The 20,088-nt window shown below is 47.2% G+C and carries 14 protein-coding genes, 1 tRNA gene and 1 pseudogene; 6 read left to right on the top strand and 10 right to left on the bottom strand.

Annotated features, from left to right (window positions below; translation table 11 throughout):
• Positions 1 to 346, bottom strand: a 346-nt coding sequence (locus tag Q0090_RS01325; RefSeq protein WP_297946721.1) for a hypothetical protein, incomplete at its 3' end; no start/stop codon positions are given.
• A 356-nt stretch (positions 347 to 702) separates the two neighbouring features.
• Here Q0090_RS01325 and dapA point away from each other — a divergent pair.
• The 3 genes from dapA to Q0090_RS01310 are packed head-to-tail and all read left to right on the top strand — an operon-like array spanning position 703 to position 3,049.
• Positions 703 to 1,614 carry a 4-hydroxy-tetrahydrodipicolinate synthase gene (gene dapA / locus Q0090_RS01320; protein ID WP_297946719.1) on the top strand — a complete coding sequence of 304 codons (912 nt, stop codon included), beginning with the start codon at positions 703 to 705 and terminating at the stop codon, positions 1,612 to 1,614.
• 11 nt (positions 1,615 to 1,625) lie between these two features.
• Complete coding sequence (gene recF / locus Q0090_RS01315) at positions 1,626 to 2,744, top strand: DNA replication and repair protein RecF (RefSeq protein ID WP_297946717.1); 1,119 nt, start codon at positions 1,626 to 1,628, stop codon at positions 2,742 to 2,744.
• A gap of 14 nt (positions 2,745 to 2,758) precedes the next feature.
• Complete coding sequence (locus tag Q0090_RS01310; protein WP_297946716.1) at positions 2,759 to 3,049, top strand: DciA family protein; 291 nt, start codon at positions 2,759 to 2,761, stop codon at positions 3,047 to 3,049.
• A 176-nt stretch (positions 3,050 to 3,225) separates the two neighbouring features.
• On the opposite strand, the gene Q0090_RS01305 is transcribed toward Q0090_RS01310, so the two are convergent.
• From Q0090_RS01305 to Q0090_RS01265, 9 genes are all read right to left on the bottom strand, one after another.
• Positions 3,226 to 3,807, bottom strand: a complete 582-nt coding sequence (locus Q0090_RS01305) for a superoxide dismutase (RefSeq protein ID WP_297946714.1) — start codon at positions 3,805 to 3,807, stop codon at positions 3,226 to 3,228.
• Between the two features lie 158 nt (positions 3,808 to 3,965).
• Positions 3,966 to 6,422: a zinc-dependent metalloprotease gene (locus Q0090_RS01300; RefSeq protein WP_297946712.1), complete on the bottom strand. Its 2,457-nt coding sequence runs from the start codon at positions 6,420 to 6,422 to the stop codon at positions 3,966 to 3,968.
• 195 nt (positions 6,423 to 6,617) lie between these two features.
• A complete protein-coding gene (locus Q0090_RS01295; protein WP_297946710.1) occupies positions 6,618 to 7,769 on the bottom strand; it encodes an iron-containing alcohol dehydrogenase in 1,152 nt (383 codons plus the stop codon).
• A 298-nt stretch (positions 7,770 to 8,067) separates the two neighbouring features.
• Positions 8,068 to 8,838, bottom strand: coding sequence for a methyltransferase (locus tag Q0090_RS01290; RefSeq protein ID WP_297946708.1), 771 nt, complete (start codon positions 8,836 to 8,838; stop codon positions 8,068 to 8,070).
• A gap of 29 nt (positions 8,839 to 8,867) precedes the next feature.
• A complete protein-coding gene (gene carB / locus Q0090_RS01285; protein ID WP_297946706.1) occupies positions 8,868 to 12,095 on the bottom strand; it encodes a carbamoyl-phosphate synthase (glutamine-hydrolyzing) large subunit in 3,228 nt (1,075 codons plus the stop codon).
• Between the two features lie 89 nt (positions 12,096 to 12,184).
• Positions 12,185 to 13,252, bottom strand: a complete 1,068-nt coding sequence (gene carA / locus Q0090_RS01280) for a glutamine-hydrolyzing carbamoyl-phosphate synthase small subunit (RefSeq protein WP_297946704.1) — start codon at positions 13,250 to 13,252, stop codon at positions 12,185 to 12,187.
• A 1-nt stretch (position 13,253) separates the two neighbouring features.
• Positions 13,254 to 15,146, bottom strand: coding sequence for an amidophosphoribosyltransferase (locus tag Q0090_RS01275; protein WP_297946702.1), 1,893 nt, complete (start codon positions 15,144 to 15,146; stop codon positions 13,254 to 13,256).
• Between the two features lie 24 nt (positions 15,147 to 15,170).
• Positions 15,171 to 17,033 carry a membrane protein insertase YidC gene (gene yidC, locus Q0090_RS01270; RefSeq protein ID WP_297946701.1) on the bottom strand — a complete coding sequence of 621 codons (1,863 nt, stop codon included), beginning with the start codon at positions 17,031 to 17,033 and terminating at the stop codon, positions 15,171 to 15,173.
• Between the two features lie 72 nt (positions 17,034 to 17,105).
• Positions 17,106 to 18,722, bottom strand: a complete 1,617-nt coding sequence (locus Q0090_RS01265; RefSeq protein ID WP_297946699.1) for a CTP synthase — start codon at positions 18,720 to 18,722, stop codon at positions 17,106 to 17,108.
• Positions 18,723 to 19,306: 584 nt separating this feature from the next.
• On the opposite strand from Q0090_RS01265, the gene Q0090_RS01260 reads away from it, so the two are divergent.
• The 3 genes and pseudogenes from Q0090_RS01260 to rhuM all read left to right on the top strand — a co-directional run.
• Positions 19,307 to 19,380: transfer RNA gene (locus tag Q0090_RS01260), tRNA-Ala, on the top strand.
• Between the two features lie 90 nt (positions 19,381 to 19,470).
• Positions 19,471 to 19,662 (top strand): DUF5053 domain-containing protein, encoded by a 192-nt coding sequence (locus Q0090_RS07965; RefSeq protein WP_366136071.1) that lies wholly within the window; start codon positions 19,471 to 19,473, stop codon positions 19,660 to 19,662.
• A 212-nt stretch (positions 19,663 to 19,874) separates the two neighbouring features.
• Positions 19,875 to 20,000, top strand: a pseudogene (rhuM, locus tag Q0090_RS01255) (RhuM family protein); the annotation flags it as partial.
• Between the last annotated feature and the right edge of the window lie 88 nt (positions 20,001 to 20,088).

The following is a 20,088-nucleotide window of genomic DNA, read 5'->3' as shown; positions in this document are numbered from 1 at the left end:
CCGTACTTTTTTGATAGAGGTAAACTTTAGTTCCCTCCTCACGGGCATAGAAGTCTACGTTCGCTGTTCCTTTGGTCGTAACAACGTGGAAGTATTCTTTACCTTTAATGGATTCCTTGCCTTGTACACCGTACTGATAGTTCTCTCCTACGTTAAACCAATTATAACGCTCAGGCTCCCACTCTTTCTTGATGCTCTTTTCAGAAACGCTCCACTTCACCCCCTCTGCGAACATGGGGATGGGAGAAGACGAATCCTCTTGAGAGGTTGTACTCTGGCCCAATACCTCTAGAGGGAGCAAGAAGGCCGTAACTAGTGCTAGCGAATGAAATAGCTTTTTCATCATAATTCCTTTTCGTGATTAATCTATATCTACACTCTATAATTTCGATGTACACCAACATCCAAATACACCTCTCTCACAAGGGAGGGAGCAATATTTTCGCCCCCAAAAGTATAGGTTTTTTCAGTCAGCAAGACGTATTTAGATTCTTATAACACATCCAGCACGGAGAGAGAAGAAAGAGCCCGATTTCTCGAAGGGAAAAGGCAATATCAACGGCCCTAAGAAGAAGACTCTCCCCCGAAAAGAATGAAGCAATACCCCTTATTTCCGAAAGGAGTAGGTGAAACATCCGAGCGAAAAGCGTATTTTTGCCTATGGATTTAAATGATCGCAGATTGAAGTAACGCTTTATCCCTATGGTATACTCCCCCTTCCCTCCCGCTCAATTTATGGGGCTTGGTGTGGCTCTTGCAACTCCATTTCTTGTTGATGGACAAGTAGACTACCAATCTCTCGGGGCTATTGTTCGCAATATCGTTGTCTCAAAGGCAGATTTTATTGTGGTCTTTGGCACCACTGGAGAATCGCCCGTTATTACTTGCGAAGAGGTGGAAAAAGTACTCTCTGCTGTGCGCAGGGAGGCAGGGCCCAACTACCCTATTGTCTTAGGGCTTGGGGATAATTCGACCCAACGACTCATAGATCGTATCACTCTTGCCAACAGCTACGATGTACAAGGGTTTCTGAGCGTTGTTCCCTACTACAACAAGCCCTCTCAGGAGGGGATTTATCAGCATTTTGCCGCTGCGGCACAAGCCAGCGACAAACCCATCATTCTGTACAATATACGGAGCCGGACGGGTGTAGATATGGACCCCGACACCGTGCTTCGCCTTCGCAATAACTTCCCGGAAAAGATCGTCGCCATCAAAGAGGCCTCAGGTGTAGAAGATCGTGTAACCAAACTAGCTAGCCTCCTGGACCCAGCCTTTACCATCCTATCCGGAGACGACCATAGTACCCTCGAATTGATCCATCAAGGAGCCAATGGGGCTGTATCTGTAGTGGCCAATGCCTACCCGGCTTGGACTAAAGAACTTATCGACCTGGCAGGGAGCGAACGTGCTGTGGAGATTGATAATGCCTTTGCCGCTTGCTATCGACTCCTCTTTGAGGAGGGGAATCCGGCAGGGATCAAAGAGTGGCTCTACAAGATGCAACTCATCAATACCCCTACACTGCGCCTACCTCTAACCCGGGTCTCCGATAAGCTCTCTCAAAAGATGGAGCAGTCTATAGATACGCTGATGAAGCTAGGAGCTCACTAACCTACCATTCCATGGTACTAGAGCATCTCGAGCTTGTCGCCTTTAAAAGCATTGCTACGGCCTCTTGCGACTTTGCCCCCAAACTCAATTGCTTCTTTGGCGGCAATGGTATGGGCAAAACGAACCTACTCGATGCCATCCACTACCTATCGATGGCCCGAAGTCACCTCAATACAGTAGACCGCCTTGCCATCCGCATTGGCTCCACTGAGGCTATCTTATCGGGGGACTACCGAGCAAATGATGGAGAAGAGACGGACAGAATAGCTTTGCGGCTCCGTATGGGTCAAGCCAAAGCTCTCAGCCGTAACGGTAGGCTTTACAAGCGACTTAGTGAGCATATTGGGCGCTATCCTTTGGTGATTATTTCACCCCAAGACTATCGCCTGATCCGAGGAGGTAGTGACGAACGCCGCAACTGGCTAGACCGACTTCTCTCCCAGCACGATGCCCTCTACTTAGACCTCCTCATACGCTACGATAGAGCTCTACAACAACGCAATACCCTCCTCAAGAGTGACTTTCAAGACGAGATGTTGCTCTCCATTGTGGAGGAACAAATGGCTCTTACAGGGGTAGAGATAGCCCAAAAGCGAGCAGAGTTCGTTCGTGACTTTACCCCAACATTCAACCAACTCTACCAAGAGATCTGCGGAGATAAGAGCGAATGTGTAACTCTAAACTACCTCACAGCAACGGCTCCGAGTAGGGAACTTTTTACCCAAGACCTACGCCAGAGACGGCGGGAAGAGAGGGCTACCGGATATACAACCTACGGCATTCACAAAGACGACCTTGAGATGCTTTTGGGCGAGAATCTGATGCGAAAAATCGGCTCTGAGGGGCAGAATAAGACCTTTCTTACGGCACTCAAATTCACCGAGTACAATCTGCTCGCCAACAAGCTACAATGCCGTCCTATTTTGCTTTTAGACGACCTGTTCGATAAACTTGATGCAGAGCGTGTAGAGCGTATTATCGGCATTGTCTCCCGTCCTATCTTTGGACAGATATTCATTACAGACACAAACCGCAAGTATCTCGACGACATTATAGAGGCACAGCACGAGTCTTTTCATCTATATGCTGTAGACCACGGCAATATCGCCTTGCAAGCGACATCGCACTAAACAGCCGGCTCAGCATGAAACGAAGCGAACCTCAACGCCTAGGCGCACTACTAAGTAGCCTTATAGAAGAAGAGCCCGAACTAGCACAAGGGCTCTACCGGGAGCGTGCCATTGCTTTTTTCTGGGAGCGATTTGCCTCAATGCGCCCTTTTGTCCGAAATATTTTCTTCCGCAATAATACCCTGCACATACAGTTACGCTCCTCTGCTGCTGCACAGATGCTTTCTGATCAGAAAGAAAACATCATGCAACTCATCAATCAAGAGCTACACTATCGCGTAATTGAGGAGATTCGGTTGTTCTAGATTTCCACTAAATCTATCCCTATTCCACAACGAAAAAGAGGTACCCCCGATACAATATCAGAGATACCTCTTCTTTTATTAAACAAGTATCTATTGAGGAGGATTACACCTAAATAAATAGGGGAAAGAGAGGTACGAAATAGTAAGGATTCGGCCTCTCCACTCCGTTGTTTAGGTTACTTATTGTAACGCTCTTCTACTACATCCCATCTAACAATAGACCAAAGGTCTTTGATGTGGTCTGCTCTGCGGTTTTGGTAACTTAGATAGTAAGAGTGCTCCCATACATCGAAACCGAGCAATGGATTAAGCCCCTTACGGATAGGATTACCGGCATTGGGTTCTTTTTCGATGGTCAAAACGCCATTTTCATCAGAAGCAAGCCATACCCAGCCTGAGCCAAAAAGACCTGTACAAGCCTCAAGAAAAGCTGCTTGGAAAGCCTCAAATGAGCCCCAGCCCTTTGCAATAGCATCGGCAAGAGCACCCTTAGGCGCACCACCAGCATTGGGACCAAACTGTGTAAAGTAGAGGTTATGATTGAGCACCTGGCCGGCTTGATTAAATAATTTCCCCTCACTCTTACGTACAATATCCAAGAGGTCGGCATTCTCAAATTCTGTGCCGGGGATAAGACTATTGAGTGTATTTACATAAGCAAGGAGGTGCTTGCCATGGTGAAACTCTACTGTTTCTTTGCTAATAGCAGGAGCAAGCGCATCGGCTGCATAGGGAAGGGTGATAAGTTCGTGAGTCATACTCTTCTAACTTTCTATTGTCTAATTTCTTATTCGTTACTATTTACATAACACCAACAAGTTCCCCAAGGTTCATCCCCTACCCTAAAAAACAAAGCAGCTAGCTCTGTAAAGACAAAGCTAACTGCTCACGTTGGGATAATAGTAGGCTACCTAGCTCACTTAACGGCAAGGGCCGCTGAGATGCGATGGAGCTGATAGCGATAGAATGCCTTAGCTGCGGCATCACCACTATTTGCCTTCTGCTTATAGAGCTTCTCTACCTCTTCGAGGGCAGCCATCCAGTAGGGGGCAATGCGCTCAGGGGTGATAGCCCCATAGGATATTGTTATACGGCTAAATGAATCTTCCCCCTCATTATACTGCTGAGTGGAGGAGTAACCACAGGGGATAGAGGGAGTATTAACCCATTGATCGAACTGCTCCTGACAAGCCTCGGTGAGGGCAAACTTTTTATTCTCTACCTTAACGGTGGGTGTTAGGAGTGCATTCTCCAACATCAAATCTATCGCACGAGCCTCTAGCATGCGGTCGTATTCGCTCGTTTTTCCAGAGCGAGTAGCCGAGAAGAGAGCTGTCACCACATCGTGCGTATAATCGGCTAGAGTATAAGCATCCTTGGCTCCCGAGAGGTTGAACTCATAAATGCGGCGCAAGTTACCTCCACGGAAGAAATTGCCAACAAATGAATTAGTAAATTGCTTGGCAAGAGTATTACTACCATTATCTATCCGATTGAGGAGATCCTGACGCAAGAGCCATGTATTAACCTCGTGGGCTTGATTACCCAGCCACTCTACTGCACGTTTCTGCTCCGAGCGTGGCACATAGGTATAAGAGGGCTTACCATCTCCCTGACGACTTTCAGTAAAGACAATGCCTCCAATATGAGCGACAATATGCCCTACATGGCGCATATATTGAGAAATAATATCGTAGTAAACTTCCTCAAGGTCACGATAATCGTCACCCTCTTGATAGAGCCATTTATCAATATTCTTGGTAAGAATCTTGAGGTTGGAGATAGACATATCACTCGCTGTAAAGTGATCATTGGAGAGATCTTCGGTTTGAGCGGTAGGATCTACAGTGGAGGGGAATTGCTGAGCACCGAAGAGAAGCATCGGATCTTTGGCATTCTCTTCGAGCATTTTACGAAGCTGCTTTTTCTCACCTTCGGTATCCCCTCGGAAGGTCTCGGGTAGAAGTGAGTAGCCCCACTTAATAGCCGCAATATCATACTTACCGAGAATGGGAGGCGTAAGGCGTACACCACGCTCATAGTCTCCCGGTTGGGCTACAAAATTATTGCGAGCATAATCCATAATACTAGGAGTGGTACCATGCTCCTTTGTGAACTCCGGCGAACGCAAATTCTCGATCGTATAGGCGTTACTTGCCCCCATGTTGTGCATCAAACCTAGAGTGTGCCCAACTTCGTGCGAAGCTACATATCTAAGGCTCTCACGCATTACATCATCGGGGAAAACCAGCGTACGCACTCGAGGATCCACGGCTCCCGTCTGCACCAAACGCCAATTGTGTACCAAACTTATCACATTGTGGTACCAGATAACCTGAGCTGAAATAATCTCTCCCGAGCGTGGGTCCACATAGCTAGGCCCCATGGCATTCTCAATGGACGTAGTGGCATAACGGAACGTATTGTAACGGGCATCGTTGGGGTCGAAGGTCGAATCGGAAGGATAATCGAGCGCCTTGATGGCATTTTTGAAGCCCGCAGCCTCAAAAGCCGTATTCCAATCCTCAATCCCCTGCTTAATGGTAGAGCGCCACTTCTCGGGGAAAGCACTATCCACATAAAAGACGATAGGCTCTACGGGCTCAACGAGCTCTCCACGCTGGTAGGCCGCTGTATCTTTGGGTTCGAGGCGCCAACGATGGATGAGGCGGAAGCTCTCTACCTTATCTCTATCCGATGTAAAAAGACGACGTCTAGAGGAGAAATACCCCACCCGATTATCCGCATATCGGGGCTGCATGGGCTCCTTGGGGAGAAGCAAGATTGAGCGTTGCATCTCCACCGTATAGGGCTCTCCACTAGGACGAGTATTATAGGTCAGATGGCTCAAAATTTCGACATTCTTGGGATAAGACTTAGCCGATGCGACTAAAGAAGCCTCCCCATCAAGAGTTCCCTGTATAAAGCGCTCTGCCAACGGACCGGAGACTTGTCTCAATGGCGATAGCAACTTCTCGTCTCCCGAGAAGAACTTAGTAACGTCTATTAGTGAGCAATCTCCCTCTCTTGTTACTATGGGAAAAGACTTTACTACCCTATCCAAGGCATTTGAACGAAATGAACTGGCGATGGCATCGCCCTTGCGCACAACGTCTGAGACATTGGGGCACACGATATAGACGTTATTGTCGTCTTTGGTAAAGCGGAAAAGGAAGGGAGAAGACTGGATAACCCCAGCAACCAACTCTCGTGTATCGCTCACTCCGGCAACGCGGTTGATAAAGTAGAGATCTCGCCCCATCAGAGAGTCGGGGATCCCAAAGTAGAGTTTATTCTTCTTGTTATGGTAAACAGAAAAGAGTCCTTTGCTCTCTTTTGAATCGGCAATATTCTGGGCAGCGAAAGAGCACATCTCCCTTAAAGTTGTAGAAAGTACAGCTTTCTTTGTCTTTTTGGTAGCACAACCACCCAAAAGTAGACTACCCCCCAAGAGGGCAACAGCCAAAAATTGTCGAGTTAAATGCATTTCTTGTAAACTTATTAATGTAGATTTTCTTTGTTTCTAGCCTCTTTCTCGGGCCATCTTAATCGCCACACACGATGTGGATTAACGACAATCCGCCAAGATCTCACGCACAACCTCGGGGGTTACTGTTTTATTTTCTCCCAACACCATGCCTCGCTCCGTAAATCGGCGTACTATTTCATCTTCTACCTCTTGAGATACTCCGGCCTCACGAAGGCGGGTCGTTAGCCCCAAAGAGCGGAAGAACTGCTCCGTTGCTTGGATGGCTGCCTCTATACGTTCCTCATCGCTACCCACCTTGATACCCCAGATATGCTCAGCATATTCAAGCATCTTGTCATGCTTATCTCCCATACGGCTCAAGATACGAAGGGTAGAGGGTAAAACAATAACAAGAGAGTGCGCATGGGTAAGTCCGGCAATCGCTGTGAGCTCATGCCCAATCATGTGTGTAGACCAATCTTCCTTTACCCCCCAATTGATGGAGCCATTGAGGGCGTGTGTAGCTGCTACCATAAAATCAGCACGGGCATCGTAGTTAGGTTCTCCACTAAGTACCAGAGGGGCAATCTCTCTGAGGGTGAGCAAAATCCCCTCTGCAAAGCGATCCATCAAGCGGCTCTGCCCCGGGGCTGTAAGGTATTGCTCCATTACATGCACATAGCTATCAGCAATACCGCAGGCCAATTGGAAAGGAGGAAGAGTGTATGTAACCTCCGGATCGAGGATAGAGAAAGTGGGGAATTGCCCATGAAAGGGGTATTTCTCTTTTGTCTCCGAAGAAGAAATGACAGCTCCGGAGTTCATCTCAGACCCCGTAGCAGGGATGGTTAGTACAGTGCCCAACGGAACAAACCGATCACGCACCATGCCCTGCAATACCAACTGCCAAGGGTCTTCATCTCGCAATAGAGCGGCGGATATAAGCTTGGAGGCATCAATTACCGAACCACCCCCTACGGCTAGTACAAAATTGCTCTTCTTTTCTTTCCCTTGGGCTACAGCTCGGCGGATTGTCTCTACCGTAGGATTCGACTCCAGCCCCCAAAACTCACTATACTCAAAGCCTTGGAGGGCTGAGGTTACCTGCTCATAAACGCCATTGCGGCGCACACTCCCGCCCCCATAGGTTACGAGAATCTTTGCATCTGAGGGTAAAAGTTTGGCAAGGCGAGCTATACTGCCCTTACCAAATATCAGTTGTGTAGGATTGTAGTACCTAAAGTTATTCATATCTTAGTTCCATTATTTACTGTGATTCAAGCACAAATATAGCATTTTCTTGCCTAATCTTGGAGATTTTCTTGCCCAAGAAATCCAGAAAATTCAGGCAGAATGTAGTCGCATTTCCGGCTGAAAAAGATTTGAAAATCAGGCAGAAAAGAAGAGCCCTTTCAACTGATCACAAACGAAGTCATGGCTTGTGGGTAAAAAGGGATACCTCTCTTGCCAAATGGCCCGGAGAGAGGGGAAGCTAAAGATATTGATAAATTAGAAAGAGAGAAGCCTCCCCCTACAAGAGTGTGAAGTACTAGAGAAAGGTATAAAAGGGGCGGACGAGATTGATGTATTCCGGAGAATAAGAAGAGACAGTATCCCCATGAATAACAAGCGGTTGCAACAAAGCCGGTTCTAGACAAGCCCCATCTCTCCTTGTCCATTCGCTCAAAAGTCGCTTGGGCGGTTTGATCGGAGTGGTATGTACTGCTGTTAGACGTAGCGGAATCAACCCCTGAGTAAAAGCAAAGATCCTCAGCTCTTCCAATTGGTCGTAAGGGGTAACTAGAGCTACAATCCCCTGGGGACTTAGAAGATCCGTAGCTCGATGCAAGACCTCTTTGGGAGAGAGCAAACTAATGGCCCGAGCCGTATGTCTCACCTCCGATCGTGCTTGTAACGTATTCTTGTAATAGGGCGGATTGGATACAATCAAGTCATACAAGGCTTGGGAAGCTTGCCACGTTGAAAAATCGGATTGCACTACCCTAACCCGAGACGAAAAGGGAGAGTGAGCTGCATTGTAGGTAGCTCGCTCCACAGCCGTAGGTTCGATCTCTAGAGCCGTTACCTCAGCCCAGGGATAGCGTTGCGCCAGCATCAAGGCGATAAGTCCTGTACCACAGCCCACATCTAGGATCTGTAGCGGAGCCTCTCCTCGGAGATTACTAGAAGCCCATGCGCCCAGGAGCACTCCATCCGTACCGATACGCATCCCGCATCCTGCCTGATCGAGACTGAATTGCTTGAAGTGAAAAAGATCTCCGCTTGGCATAAAAGAAGGGTGCTCCGGACTTGTATCCATCCGAAGCACCCGCTATAAATCAATTCGTATTACTTATACTCGCTCCAAGACTTAATCTGAATGTCATCTTCGGACAAGCGACAGAAAGCGGTGATAAAGGCAGAAGCCAAACGAGCATTCGTGATCAAAGGTATATTAAGATCGATAGCCGATCGGCGCAACTTATAGCCATTGGTCAGCTCGCCTGCCGTCAGGTTCTTGTTAATATTGACCACCAAGTCCACCACATGCTCCTGCAGTAAGCTGAAGATATAGGGCTTGCCTGACTCTTTTTCCCAGTAAACGCGAACAGAGGGGATACCATTCTCCTGCAAGAAGTTGTGCGTTCCCTCCGTAGCGTAGAGGGTATACCCCTTCTTGGTGAGAAGGCGACATGCATCCATCAAAGCCACCTTCTGCTTATATCCTCCCGAGGAGAGCAAGATACCCTTGCTGGGGATGCGCTGCCCCACGGAGAGCATGGATTTGAGGATAGCCTCGTCCGTATCGTCTGCTATACAGCCCACCTCTCCGGTAGAAGTCATGTCCACACCAAGCACGGGGTCCGCTTTTTGCAAACGGGTAAAGGAGAATTGCGAAGCCTTAATCCCCACATAGTCGAGATCGAATGCGTTCTTATTGGGTTTCTCCACAGGCAAGCCGAGCATGATACGGGTAGCAAGATCGATGAAGTTTATCTTCAGCACCTTGCTGACAAAGGGGAAACTTCTAGAAGCTCTTAGGTTACATTCGATCACCTTTATATCGTTGTCTTTGGCAAGGAACTGGATATTAAAGGGACCCGAAATCTTGAGAGCTTCTGCAATTTGTCGACTGATCCGCTTAATACGGCGTACCGTCTCCACATAGAGCTTCTGAGCCGGGAATTGGATGGTTGCGTCCCCGGAGTGTACCCCGGCAAACTCGATATGCTCACTAATGGCATAAGCAATAATTTCTCCATTACGAGCTACGGCATCCATTTCCACCTCCTTGGCATGCTCAATAAACTGGCTCACTACTACGGGATGCTTTTGCGACACATTGGCGGCTAATTTGAGGAAGCGCTCCAACTCTTCGTGGTTAGAACACACGTTCATGGCAGCCCCTGAGAGCACATAGCTCGGACGCACCAATACGGGATAACCCACCTCACGAACGAAGTCGTCGATATCCTCTATCGAAGTCAGTTCTCGCCAAGCCGGTTGGTCAACGCCAAGGCGATCGAGCATAGCAGAGAACTTGTGACGATCTTCTGCATTGTCGATACTTTGAGCAGACGTACCCAAGATGCGTACGCGTTCTTGATCCAATCGAACGGCCAAGTTATTGGGGATTTGGCCCCCGGTAGAGAGGATTACCCCCATGGGATTCTCCAACTCTAGGATATCCATTACACGCTCGAAAGTAAGCTCGTCGAAGTAGAGTCGGTCGCACTCGTCATAGTCGGTACTTACCGTTTCGGGGTTGTAGTTAATCATTACAGAGTCGTACCCCTCTCTACGTATGGTGTTAAGAGCATTTACTCCACACCAGTCAAACTCTACAGAGCTACCAATACGATACGCTCCGGAGCCCAAAACAACCACTGCAGGCTTCGTTGTATGATAGGATACATCGTGCTCCACGCCATGGTAGGTGAGGTAGAGATAGTTCGTTTGAGCAGGGAACTCAGCGGCCAAAGTATCTATTTGTTTTACCACGGGATAGACACCCTGCTTTAGACGGAAGGCTCGCACTTCGTTAGAGGCTTGCTCTAGATCATTGCGATTGTGCTTCCAAATAGCACGAGCAATCTGGAAGTCGGAAAAACCCTGCTGCTTAGCCATTCGCATCAACTCAGGGCTAATGTCTTCCAAATCGGTGTGTGACTCGAGCTCCTCCGCCGTGTTCAGAATGTTTTTAAGTCGACTCAAAAACCACTTATCAATGCGTGTAAGCTTGTGAATATCATCAACTGAATAGCCGGCTCTAAAGGCCTTACTAATCACAAAAATACGTGTATCGGTAGGCGCTTTGAGGGCGGCATCAATATCTTTGATCACGAGTTCTTTATTCTCGCAGAAGCCGTGCATCCCCTGCCCGATCATGCGGAGCCCCTTTTGTATCGCCTCTTCAAAAGTACGACCAATGGCCATTACCTCACCCACACTCTTCATGCTACTGCCCAACTCTCGGGATACTCCATGGAATTTACCAAGGTCCCAGCGAGGGATTTTACAGACGCAGTAGTCGAGAGCTGGCTCAAAAAAGGCAGGAGTAGTACGCGTTACACTATTCTTGAGATCGAATAATCCATATCCCAGACCTAGCTTAGCTGCTATAAAGGCGAGGGGATAACCGGTAGCCTTAGAGGCCAGCGCCGAAGAGCGAGAAAGACGTGCATTTACCTCAATTACGCGGTAATCTTCACTCTCGGGATCGAGAGCATATTGTACATTACACTCCCCTACGATACCAAGGTGGCGGATGATACGAATCGCCAGCGAACGCAATTTATGGTACTCGTCATTGGAGAGAGTTTGCGAAGGAGCAATCACAATACTCTCGCCGGTATGGATGCCGAGGGGGTCGAAATTCTCCATATTACATACCGTAATACAGTTGTCGTAAGCATCTCGTACCACCTCGTATTCAATCTCCTTCCATCCCTTTAGACTCTTCTCTACAAGCACCTGAGGTGAGAAAGAGAAGGCCTTTTCGCAAAGAGTATCGAGTTCTTCTTCGTTATCGCAAAAGCCACTACCTAACCCCCCAAGGGCAAAGGCAGCGCGGATAATTACGGGATAACCTAGGCGCTTAGCAGCCTTACGTGCAGCCTCAATGCTCTCAACCGCCTCGCTGGCGATAGTCTTAACGTTAATCTCATTGAGCTTCTCAACAAAGAGTTCACGGTCTTCCGTTGCAATAATAGTCTCCACAGGAGTACCCAATACCTTCACGTTATAGCGATCCAAAACCCCCTGACGATAGAGAGCCACACCGCAGTTGAGCGCAGTCTGTCCTCCGAAGGCAAGCAAGATGCCATCAGGGCGTTCTTTAGCGATTACTTTCTCTACAAAAAAAGGTGTTACTGGGAGGAAATAAACCTCATCCGCAACACCTTCACTTGTCTGCACAGTGGCAATATTTGGATTGATAAGGATGGTCTTGATGCCTTCTTCTCGAATAGCTTTGAGAGCCTGGGATCCGGAATAATCGAATTCCCCTGCCTCTCCGATCTTAAGAGCACCAGAGCCGAGTACTAATACCTTCTTCGGTTTGCCATTGCTAGTCATATTGTCTTCTTGATTGCTTGGTCTGAAATATAATATAGATAGATTCGAAAAATCTTTATCTTCCCTTACATTCTTGGGGTATAGGCGCCCTAGAGGAGAGAGAGAAATTCATCGAAAATGAAGAGAGTATCCTTTGGTCCGCCACAAGCCTCTGGATGGAATTGTACAGAACGGATAGGCTTTGTCTTATGCTTAATTCCCTCATTCGAGCCATCATTAAGGTTGACAAACCATTCTTCCCAGTCGGCTCCCAACGTACTGCTATCCACGGCAAAACTGTGGTTTTGACTCGTGATAAAGCAGCTATTCGTGCCTACCATACGCACCGGTTGATTGTGACTCCGATGCCCATACTTGAGCTTATAAATCTTAGCACCCGCCGCCAAAGAGAGAAGCTGATTACCCATACAGATACCATAGATGGGCTTATCTCCGGCAATTGCACGGCGTAAGTTCTCCACAGTCTTGGTACACATCTCGGGATTACCGGGGCCATTACTGATGAAAACGCCATCGTACGAGAGCGTGGTAAAGTCGTAGTCCCAAGGTACACGCACCAGGGTAATATCCTCACGCAATAGCTGACGGATGATATTGTGCTTCACCCCACAATCGATGAGTACTACCGTTTTAGAGCCTTGTCCATAGCGTACCACTTCTCGAGTGGATGCCTCTGCTACTAGGTTGCGTTCTTCCCAACGAGCATCCTCGATAGGGTTGTCAACGCCCTCAATCGTAATTGTTCCCTTTTGAGAACCATGCTCACGGAGGTGCTTTGTAAGAGCTCTTGTATCAATATTTGTAAGCCCTACAGTCCCCTCCTCTTTGAGGCGATCTGCGAGAGAAGAGGTAGCATTCCAATGGCTGTATTCTGAGGAATAGTCCGCCACCACGATAGCCTGCATATAGATATGCGCGCTCTCAAGACAACACGATATTCCCTCGGGAGAAACTTCAGCAGATGGGATACCATAATTCCCCACCATGGGGTAGGTCATCACCATAATCTGCCCCATGTAGCTGGGGTCTGTCAAGCTCTCGGGATAGCCATTCATGGCTGTATTGAATACAACCTCTCCTATAATATTTTTCTCTGCTCCAAAAGAATAGCCCTCAAACGAGGTACCATCCTGCAGCGTTAGGGTTGCTTTCTTCATATTACTCCTTATGCCAATCGTTTTCCACATAGTTGATAAATGCCTCGTTTACGAGGTGTGCACCACCCGGTGTTGGGAAGTTGCCCGTAAAATACCAGTCTCCGGGGTGATTAGGGATAGCGTCGTGCAATCCCTCAATGCTCTGGAATACAATCTTCACCTCAGCCTTAAGCTGCTTGGGTTTTACCAGTTCTACAATCTTTTCGGAGATCTCCTCGGGCGAGAAAGGCTTGTATATAGCCTTTACCACATTGGGTACAAAGTTGTTGCGAGATACCTTGCGCAACCCCAAAGCCTCACGGTATTGTTGCTCTATGATATAGTTTGTAGCACGTTCCTCATGTAGGGCAATAGCAGCACGGAAGGCGATGAATTCCTTCATCCGGCTCATATCAATCCCATAGCAATCGGGGTAACGTATCTGAGGAGAGCTGGATACAATTACAATTAGTTTGGGGCCAATGCGATCGAGTATCTTGAGGATACTTTGCTTGATAGTTGTACCTCGTACAATACTATCATCTATGATTACAAGATTATCTTTTCCGTACTCTATGCTTCCATAAGTAACGTCATAGACGTGAGCGGCAAGGTCATTACGGCTATTCCCTTCTGCAATAAAAGTCCGTAGTTTGATGTCCTTAATTGCCACCTTTTCTACTCGAACTCTGCGATTGATTATAGCCGATAACTCCTCCGGAGTGCAAGTTCCATTTTTTTCTTTTATAGCCTCTAACTTTTCCCGATTCAAGTGATCATTGAGCCCTTCTACCATGCCGTAATAGGCAACTTCTGCGGTATTGGGCACAAACGAAAACACCGAGTGATCAAGATCGTTATCGATGGCTTGCAAGATCTTAGGAGCCAGCAAATATCCTAGCTTCTTACGCTCTTTGTATATATCAACATCACTGCCTCGAGAGAAGTAGATACGCTCAAAGGAGCAGGCTTTAAGATTGTCGGGAGCCAAAATCTGCTCCAGACGAGTCTCTCCTCTCTGATTAATGAGGAGGGATTGGCCTGGCTGCAACTCTTGTACCGCATCATGCGTTACATTCATTACGGTTTGGATAACGGGGCGCTCCGATGCAATTACGGCGATTTCGTCATCTAGGTAGTAAAATGCAGGACGGATGCCATGAGCGTCGCGCACGGCATACATCTCACCACTACCGGTAAGGCCACACATTACAAATCCGCCATCCCAGAGAGGAGCGGCTTTGCGTAGCACTTGTGCGAGATCCATCTTCTCTTCTATGTAGTGAGTGATGTCCATTCCGTGCAGGTTGTGCTCCAAACGCCCCATCGTATACACACGCTCCACCTCGCGATCAAGCCTATGCCCGATCTGCTCTAGCAGGATATGCATATCACTAATTACGCGCGGATGCTGCCCTTTGCTGGTGATTGCATCAAAGATTGCATCCACATTCGTAAGATTGAAATTACCACAAATAGCAAGGGTACGTGCGCGCCAATTGCTGCGGCGAATCATCGGATGAACAAAGGAGAGACCGCTCTTACCCGTTGTAGAGTAACGGAGGTGACCCATGTAGCATTCTCCCGCAAAGGGGATATGCTCTTGAGCGAAAACAGCATCACTAAGCTGCTCGGGAGTATAGTCTGCAAATAGGCGATGGGTATCACTAAAGATCTCTGCAATAGCATTGGATCCCTCGGCCCGTTGGCGATAGAGATACTCCTCTCCCGGAGCGGCATGCTGCTTGACGGCGGCAAATCCTGCCCCTTCTTGACCACGGTTATGCTGTTTCTCCATCAGCAAGTAGAGCTTATTAAGCCCATACATCCAGGTACCGTACTTTTCTTGATAGTAAGAGAGCGGTTTTAGTAGCCGTACAAGGGCTATCCCGCATTCATGTTTGAGTGGTTCCATAGAGGATTGTCTTCTTAATGGAGATTAACGACCTTTCTTTTGTTGATTACGCATCTGCTGTTGCTGGAGACGCTGAGCTTCCTCAAGACGTGCCATAAACCCAGATTTTTTCTTGGGCTTCTTCTTATTCTCTTCTATCTTGGCGAGCACCTTCTCTTCGTTGATGAGAAGACGACTTCCGAGGAATTGCAAGATAGTAATGAGGGTAGAAATAAAGTAGTAATAGCACAGCCCCGAAGCATTATTATTGAAGAAGAAGAAGAACATAATAGACATGATGTAGGGCATGTACTTCATCATCTTCATTTGCTGATTGTCCCCTGTAGCAGACATATTCATCGTGTACCTAGAGTAGAGAATATTGGTCACAGCCCACAAAAGACAGAAGAGACTCAAATGATTTCCCATCAGACCGGAGAGAATGGGGATATTAAAATTCCACGAAAGAACAGCATCATAGGTAGAGAGGTCGTGCGCCCAAAGGAAAGACTCACCACGTAATGCAATAGCCGTTGGGAAGAACATATACAAAGAAATCAAGAAAGGCATCTGTAGCAACATAGGTAAGCAGCCACTCATCGGGCTTGCTCCGGCTTGCTTGTAAAGAGCCATGGTCTCCTGACTTCTCTTCATCATCATAGCTTGCTCCTGACCGGGATACTTGTCGTTAATGGCTTGTATCTGGGGTTTAAGCACTCGCATCTTAGCTTGCGACATGTAGCTTTTGAAGGTAAGAGGAGAGAGCGCCGTTTTGATAATGAGGGTAAGGAGAAGGATAATGAGCCCCCAATTAGAAATATACTTACTGAGGAAGTCTACAATTGGGATGATCAAATGCACATTAAGCCAGCGGAATACACTACCGCCCACGTATACAAGATGTTCCAAATGGAGACGATCTCCATCTTCTTCCACACCCTGATCATATGCTTTTAGAAGGTGGTGCTCCAGGGGCCCCATGTAGAGCGTAAAGTGCGCACTAGCGTCTTGTGCGCTACTGAAGGGGAAAGAAGTTACAACCTTACAGTCTTTGGTGTACTCCCCATCCTTGGGCATAACGGTCTGCTCTAGATTAGAGCTTTCGAAAGCATTGGCAGCATCGGCAATCCATACCGAGGAGAAGAACTTGTCTTTGAAGGCAATCCAAGAGACTCTTTCATTCACCTTCTCACTCTTCGATCCCTTGTCGCTCAAGCGTTCCACCTTGTCGGCCAACAACTTATAGTAGATAGCAGAGTATTGATTCTCGTTTTGCCAAGAGAGTTCTTGACGGCGAATCTTCTGACCAATCTCCAAATCTTGGTAGCGCATATTGCTCGGGAATAACCGATCTAGATGCGCTCCGCTGATGCTCAGGCGCAAGCGATAGTCATTCGGCACTAGCGTGTAGGCAAAATCGAGATAGGCAGCGCTATCCACTCTCAAACGCATGGTAAGAGAGCTATCGGACTGAGCAATAGGCTCAAAATAGAGGTCTTTGGTATCAATAACCTGCCCCATTTTTGTACGCAAGGGGAGGTTAAATGAGCAATCCTCCGGAGTAAAAAGGTCTAGCGGTTGCTCCTTTTGTGCTTTGTATTCCTTAAGGCGAGCTTGTACGGCAGCCCCTCCATGGTTGGAGAAAGAAACAACAAGCTTTTCATTCTCTAGTTTAACAATTTGCTCTTGTCCACCGGCTAGCCCCAAAAGAGGAGAGGCCTCGGGTGCTAGCGAATCTGTGGAAGTAGGTAACACTGCCGACGAAGATGTGGTCTCTGCAGGGGCAGAAGAAATGGCTTCGATAGGCTCTTTGGGAGTAGCTTCCTCGGGAGTTGGACGATTTAAGAATGTGAATCCGATAAGCACCAAGGCTATCAAAGATACACCGATGATTGTATTTTTATCCATATTACTTGGTTATGCTCAAAAAGTAGAGAGACTCCCAACAGAAGGAAAGGAGTCTCTATCAGAAGAGGGGAATTACTTTGTATTATGATACGCCACAGCCGCACGAATAAAGCCCATAAAGATGGGGCTGGGATTTACCACCGTGCTGTTATACTCGGGATGATACTGCACGCCAATGTACCAAGGGTGACCTTCGAGTTCGAGGGCTTCCACAAGATTTGTTTCGGGATTTTCCCCAACGCAATGGAACCCATTCTTCTCAAAAGCCTCTCTGTACTCGCCATTGAACTCGTAACGATGGCGGTGACGCTCACTTATCATGGTCTTACCGTAAGCTTCACTAATCTTGCTGCCGGGTTTTAGGCGGCAGGTGTAAGCCCCTAAGCGCATAGAGCCCCCTAGATCGGTTACCGTCTTCTGTTGCTCCATAATATCAATTACCCTATTCTTCGAAGCCGGTGCAATTTCTGCCGTATTAGCGTCTGCCAGACCTAACACATTACGGGCAAACTCAATAGCCATACACTGCATGCCAAGGCAAATACCTAGGGTAGGAATCCCCCTCTCACGAGTGTATTTAAGGGCAACAAGTTTCCCTTCTACACCGCGTTGTCCAAAGCCGGGAGCAATGAGTACGCCATCGAATCCCGATAGCAGCTCTGCCACATTCTCTTCCGTAATATGCTCACTTTGGATACTAGTCAAACGTAGCTTCTTATCGTTGTAGGTACATGATTGCAAGAGGGATTCGTCGATGGATTTGTAGGCATCTTGCAGCTCTACATACTTACCCACTAGAGCGATAGCCACTTCTTCGTGCGCATTCTTGAGCTTCTCCACAAAGGCGCACCAAGCCTTCATCTCGGGGCGAGGGCCGGGCTCTATACCCACCTTGCGCAACACAGCCTCATCCATTTTTTGATCTCTCAAGAGGAGAGGGATCTCGTAAATTGTAGGCATATCGATGCTCTGAATTACGGCATCGGGGGCTACATTACAGAACTGAGCCACCTTGGCAAGGATATCATTTTGCAACGCCTGCTCAGTACGAAGCACCAATATATCCGGCTGGATACCGGCCTCTTGGAGTTGCTTTACAGAGTGCTGAGTCGGCTTTGTTTTGAATTCGCCTGCAGCATGAATATAGGGTACATAAGTAAGGTGTACACAGAGGCAATTCTTACCAAGCTCCCACTTAAGTTGTCGCACAGCCTCGAGGAAAGGTAGAGACTCAATATCTCCCACCACTCCGCCGATTTCTGTGAGAACAAAATCGTAATTTTCTTTCTGACCAAGGAGTTTTACATTCCGTTTGATCTCGTCTGTGATATGGGGGATCACCTGGATGGTCTTACCCAAATAGTCACCTCTACGCTCCTTACGGATTACATTCTGATAGATACGCCCCGTGGTTATGTTATTGGCACGCGAGGTAGGCACGTTCAAGAATCGCTCGTAATGCCCCAAGTCCAAATCGGCCTCATGCCCATCGTTGGTCACATAGCACTCTCCGTGCTCGTAAGGATTAAGTGTACCCGGATCTATATTGATATAGGGATCAAACTTCTGAATCGTCACCTTAAAGCCCCGAGCTTGTAATAACTTTGCGAGAGAAGCGGCTACAATTCCCTTGCCAAGAGATGATACAACACCCCCTGTCACAAATATATACTTCGTGTCTGTACCCATATGGTCTTTGTATTACTATGCTTTTGTTCTTTTTGTTGTATCCGGAGGTATACACCTTTATATATAGGGAAACGAAGCATTGAACAAACACTCGTCCCTCTGGCCCATACCTTTCTGCAAAGATACTATTTTGCTCTCGAACGGACACCCTTTCTCCCCTCTAGGTAGGGCAGTATTAGTACGAAATAAGGAAGAAAAACGAAACAAAGGAAGATGAGTTTCTTTTCTAGCCAGAAATAGACTCCGACATAGGCTGAAAAATATTTTATTTCTGCCCGAAATATTTTTTTATTCTGGGCAAGAATGAAAAAAAACTCACCCTGTAAATCTTTATTTTTTAGGCCAAGACTTTTTCGCCATTCGATCTAGGGGGAAAGGGAGCCTACTACACTTCTATTCAGCCCCAAGGCGCCGCAATTATAGAGTTTAACCTCATCCGAGAGATTTTTCTTCCTCTTGCAATGAGGCCTTCTCCCCTATTTTGTATTCGTTGTCACTGAAGTCCAAATCTCCCAACCACATAAAATCTGCCTCCACCTAATGGTTATTTCAAAAAGTATCGTACCTTTGTAGTCGAAAGTTATGGGGCATTAGCTCATCTGGCTAGAGCGCGACACTGGCAGTGTCGAGGTGATCGGTTCGAGTCCGATATGCTCCACAAACAACACTAAAAGTCAAGTAGTTACAAATCGGGATAGGAGACTGAACACAAAAAGCGCTTCAAAACAGATATTTTGAGGCGCTTTTTATTGGCCCTCAGAAATCAACATGGTTTGGAATTGCATGGAGGTATTTCAGGGAACCGATATCACGGTTTTACCTCAAGCAAAATGGTATTAATGGTAAACCCACAAAGTTTACAGAAGGAGAAACAGAACAATTTAAGGGGACATTCGTCGACCTTGCTAACAGAATAAGACAAGCGGCGGATCGCTTGTAACAAGAACATCACTCCATCTCTATTTAGAGGTTCTATTATCACACTTATCCCCTGCCATTGGAGTGTATGGCAGGGGATATTTTCTATCTAAAGTCATAGTATTTCTAATATACTCCATCCTTTATTTATTATATACAATCAAGACTTTCCACCTCCGTCATTGTTGGCGGTGAGCTTTTCGACAAACTCAGTTGCACTAGGTAACGCTAGAAACTCTATTCCGTATGTGGGCAACACTACACTTTCGAGAGTACATCATCAAGAGATTTGCCATGAACGACGAGCGGCTGAAAACAGGCTCTTCATACAACTACTTCAAAGAGTTGTTAGATAGAATATGCGGAATAGAATATCGAAAGTCTCAATAAAAGAAGTAATGAACGACATGGATAAGGCACAAAAGCTAATAAGGGAATGCCGCTATTA

This window comes from uncultured Porphyromonas sp. (assembly GCF_938023125.1).
In the GTDB taxonomy this organism is placed as follows: Bacteria; Bacteroidota; Bacteroidia; order Bacteroidales; family Porphyromonadaceae; genus Porphyromonas.
Note: the sequence above shows the minus strand (reverse complement) of the source record. Positions and strands in the feature narration are given on the sequence as shown.

Bases quoted from the DNA above. Each gene is read 5' to 3' on its own strand.
- Q0090_RS01290 (WP_297946708.1), bottom strand. From the start codon at position 8,838: ATGGATACAAGTCCGGAGCACCCTTCTTTTATGCCAAGCGGAGATCTT.
- Q0090_RS01265 (WP_297946699.1), bottom strand. From the start codon at position 18,722: ATGGGTACAGACACGAAGTATATATTTGTGACAGGGGGTGTTGTATCA.
- dapA (WP_297946719.1), top strand. From the start codon at position 703: ATGGTATACTCCCCCTTCCCTCCCGCTCAATTTATGGGGCTTGGTGTG.
- recF (WP_297946717.1), top strand. From the start codon at position 1,626: ATGGTACTAGAGCATCTCGAGCTTGTCGCCTTTAAAAGCATTGCTACG.
- carA (WP_297946704.1), bottom strand. From the start codon at position 13,252: ATGAAGAAAGCAACCCTAACGCTGCAGGATGGTACCTCGTTTGAGGGC.
- Q0090_RS01275 (WP_297946702.1), bottom strand. From the start codon at position 15,146: ATGGAACCACTCAAACATGAATGCGGGATAGCCCTTGTACGGCTACTA.
- carB (WP_297946706.1), bottom strand. From the start codon at position 12,095: ATGACTAGCAATGGCAAACCGAAGAAGGTATTAGTACTCGGCTCTGGT.
- Q0090_RS01295 (WP_297946710.1), bottom strand. From the start codon at position 7,769: ATGAATAACTTTAGGTACTACAATCCTACACAACTGATATTTGGTAAG.
- Q0090_RS01310 (WP_297946716.1), top strand. From the start codon at position 2,759: ATGAAACGAAGCGAACCTCAACGCCTAGGCGCACTACTAAGTAGCCTT.
- Q0090_RS01305 (WP_297946714.1), bottom strand. From the start codon at position 3,807: ATGACTCACGAACTTATCACCCTTCCCTATGCAGCCGATGCGCTTGCT.
- Q0090_RS01300 (WP_297946712.1), bottom strand. From the start codon at position 6,422: ATGTGCTCTTTCGCTGCCCAGAATATTGCCGATTCAAAAGAGAGCAAA.
- yidC (WP_297946701.1), bottom strand. From the start codon at position 17,033: ATGGATAAAAATACAATCATCGGTGTATCTTTGATAGCCTTGGTGCTT.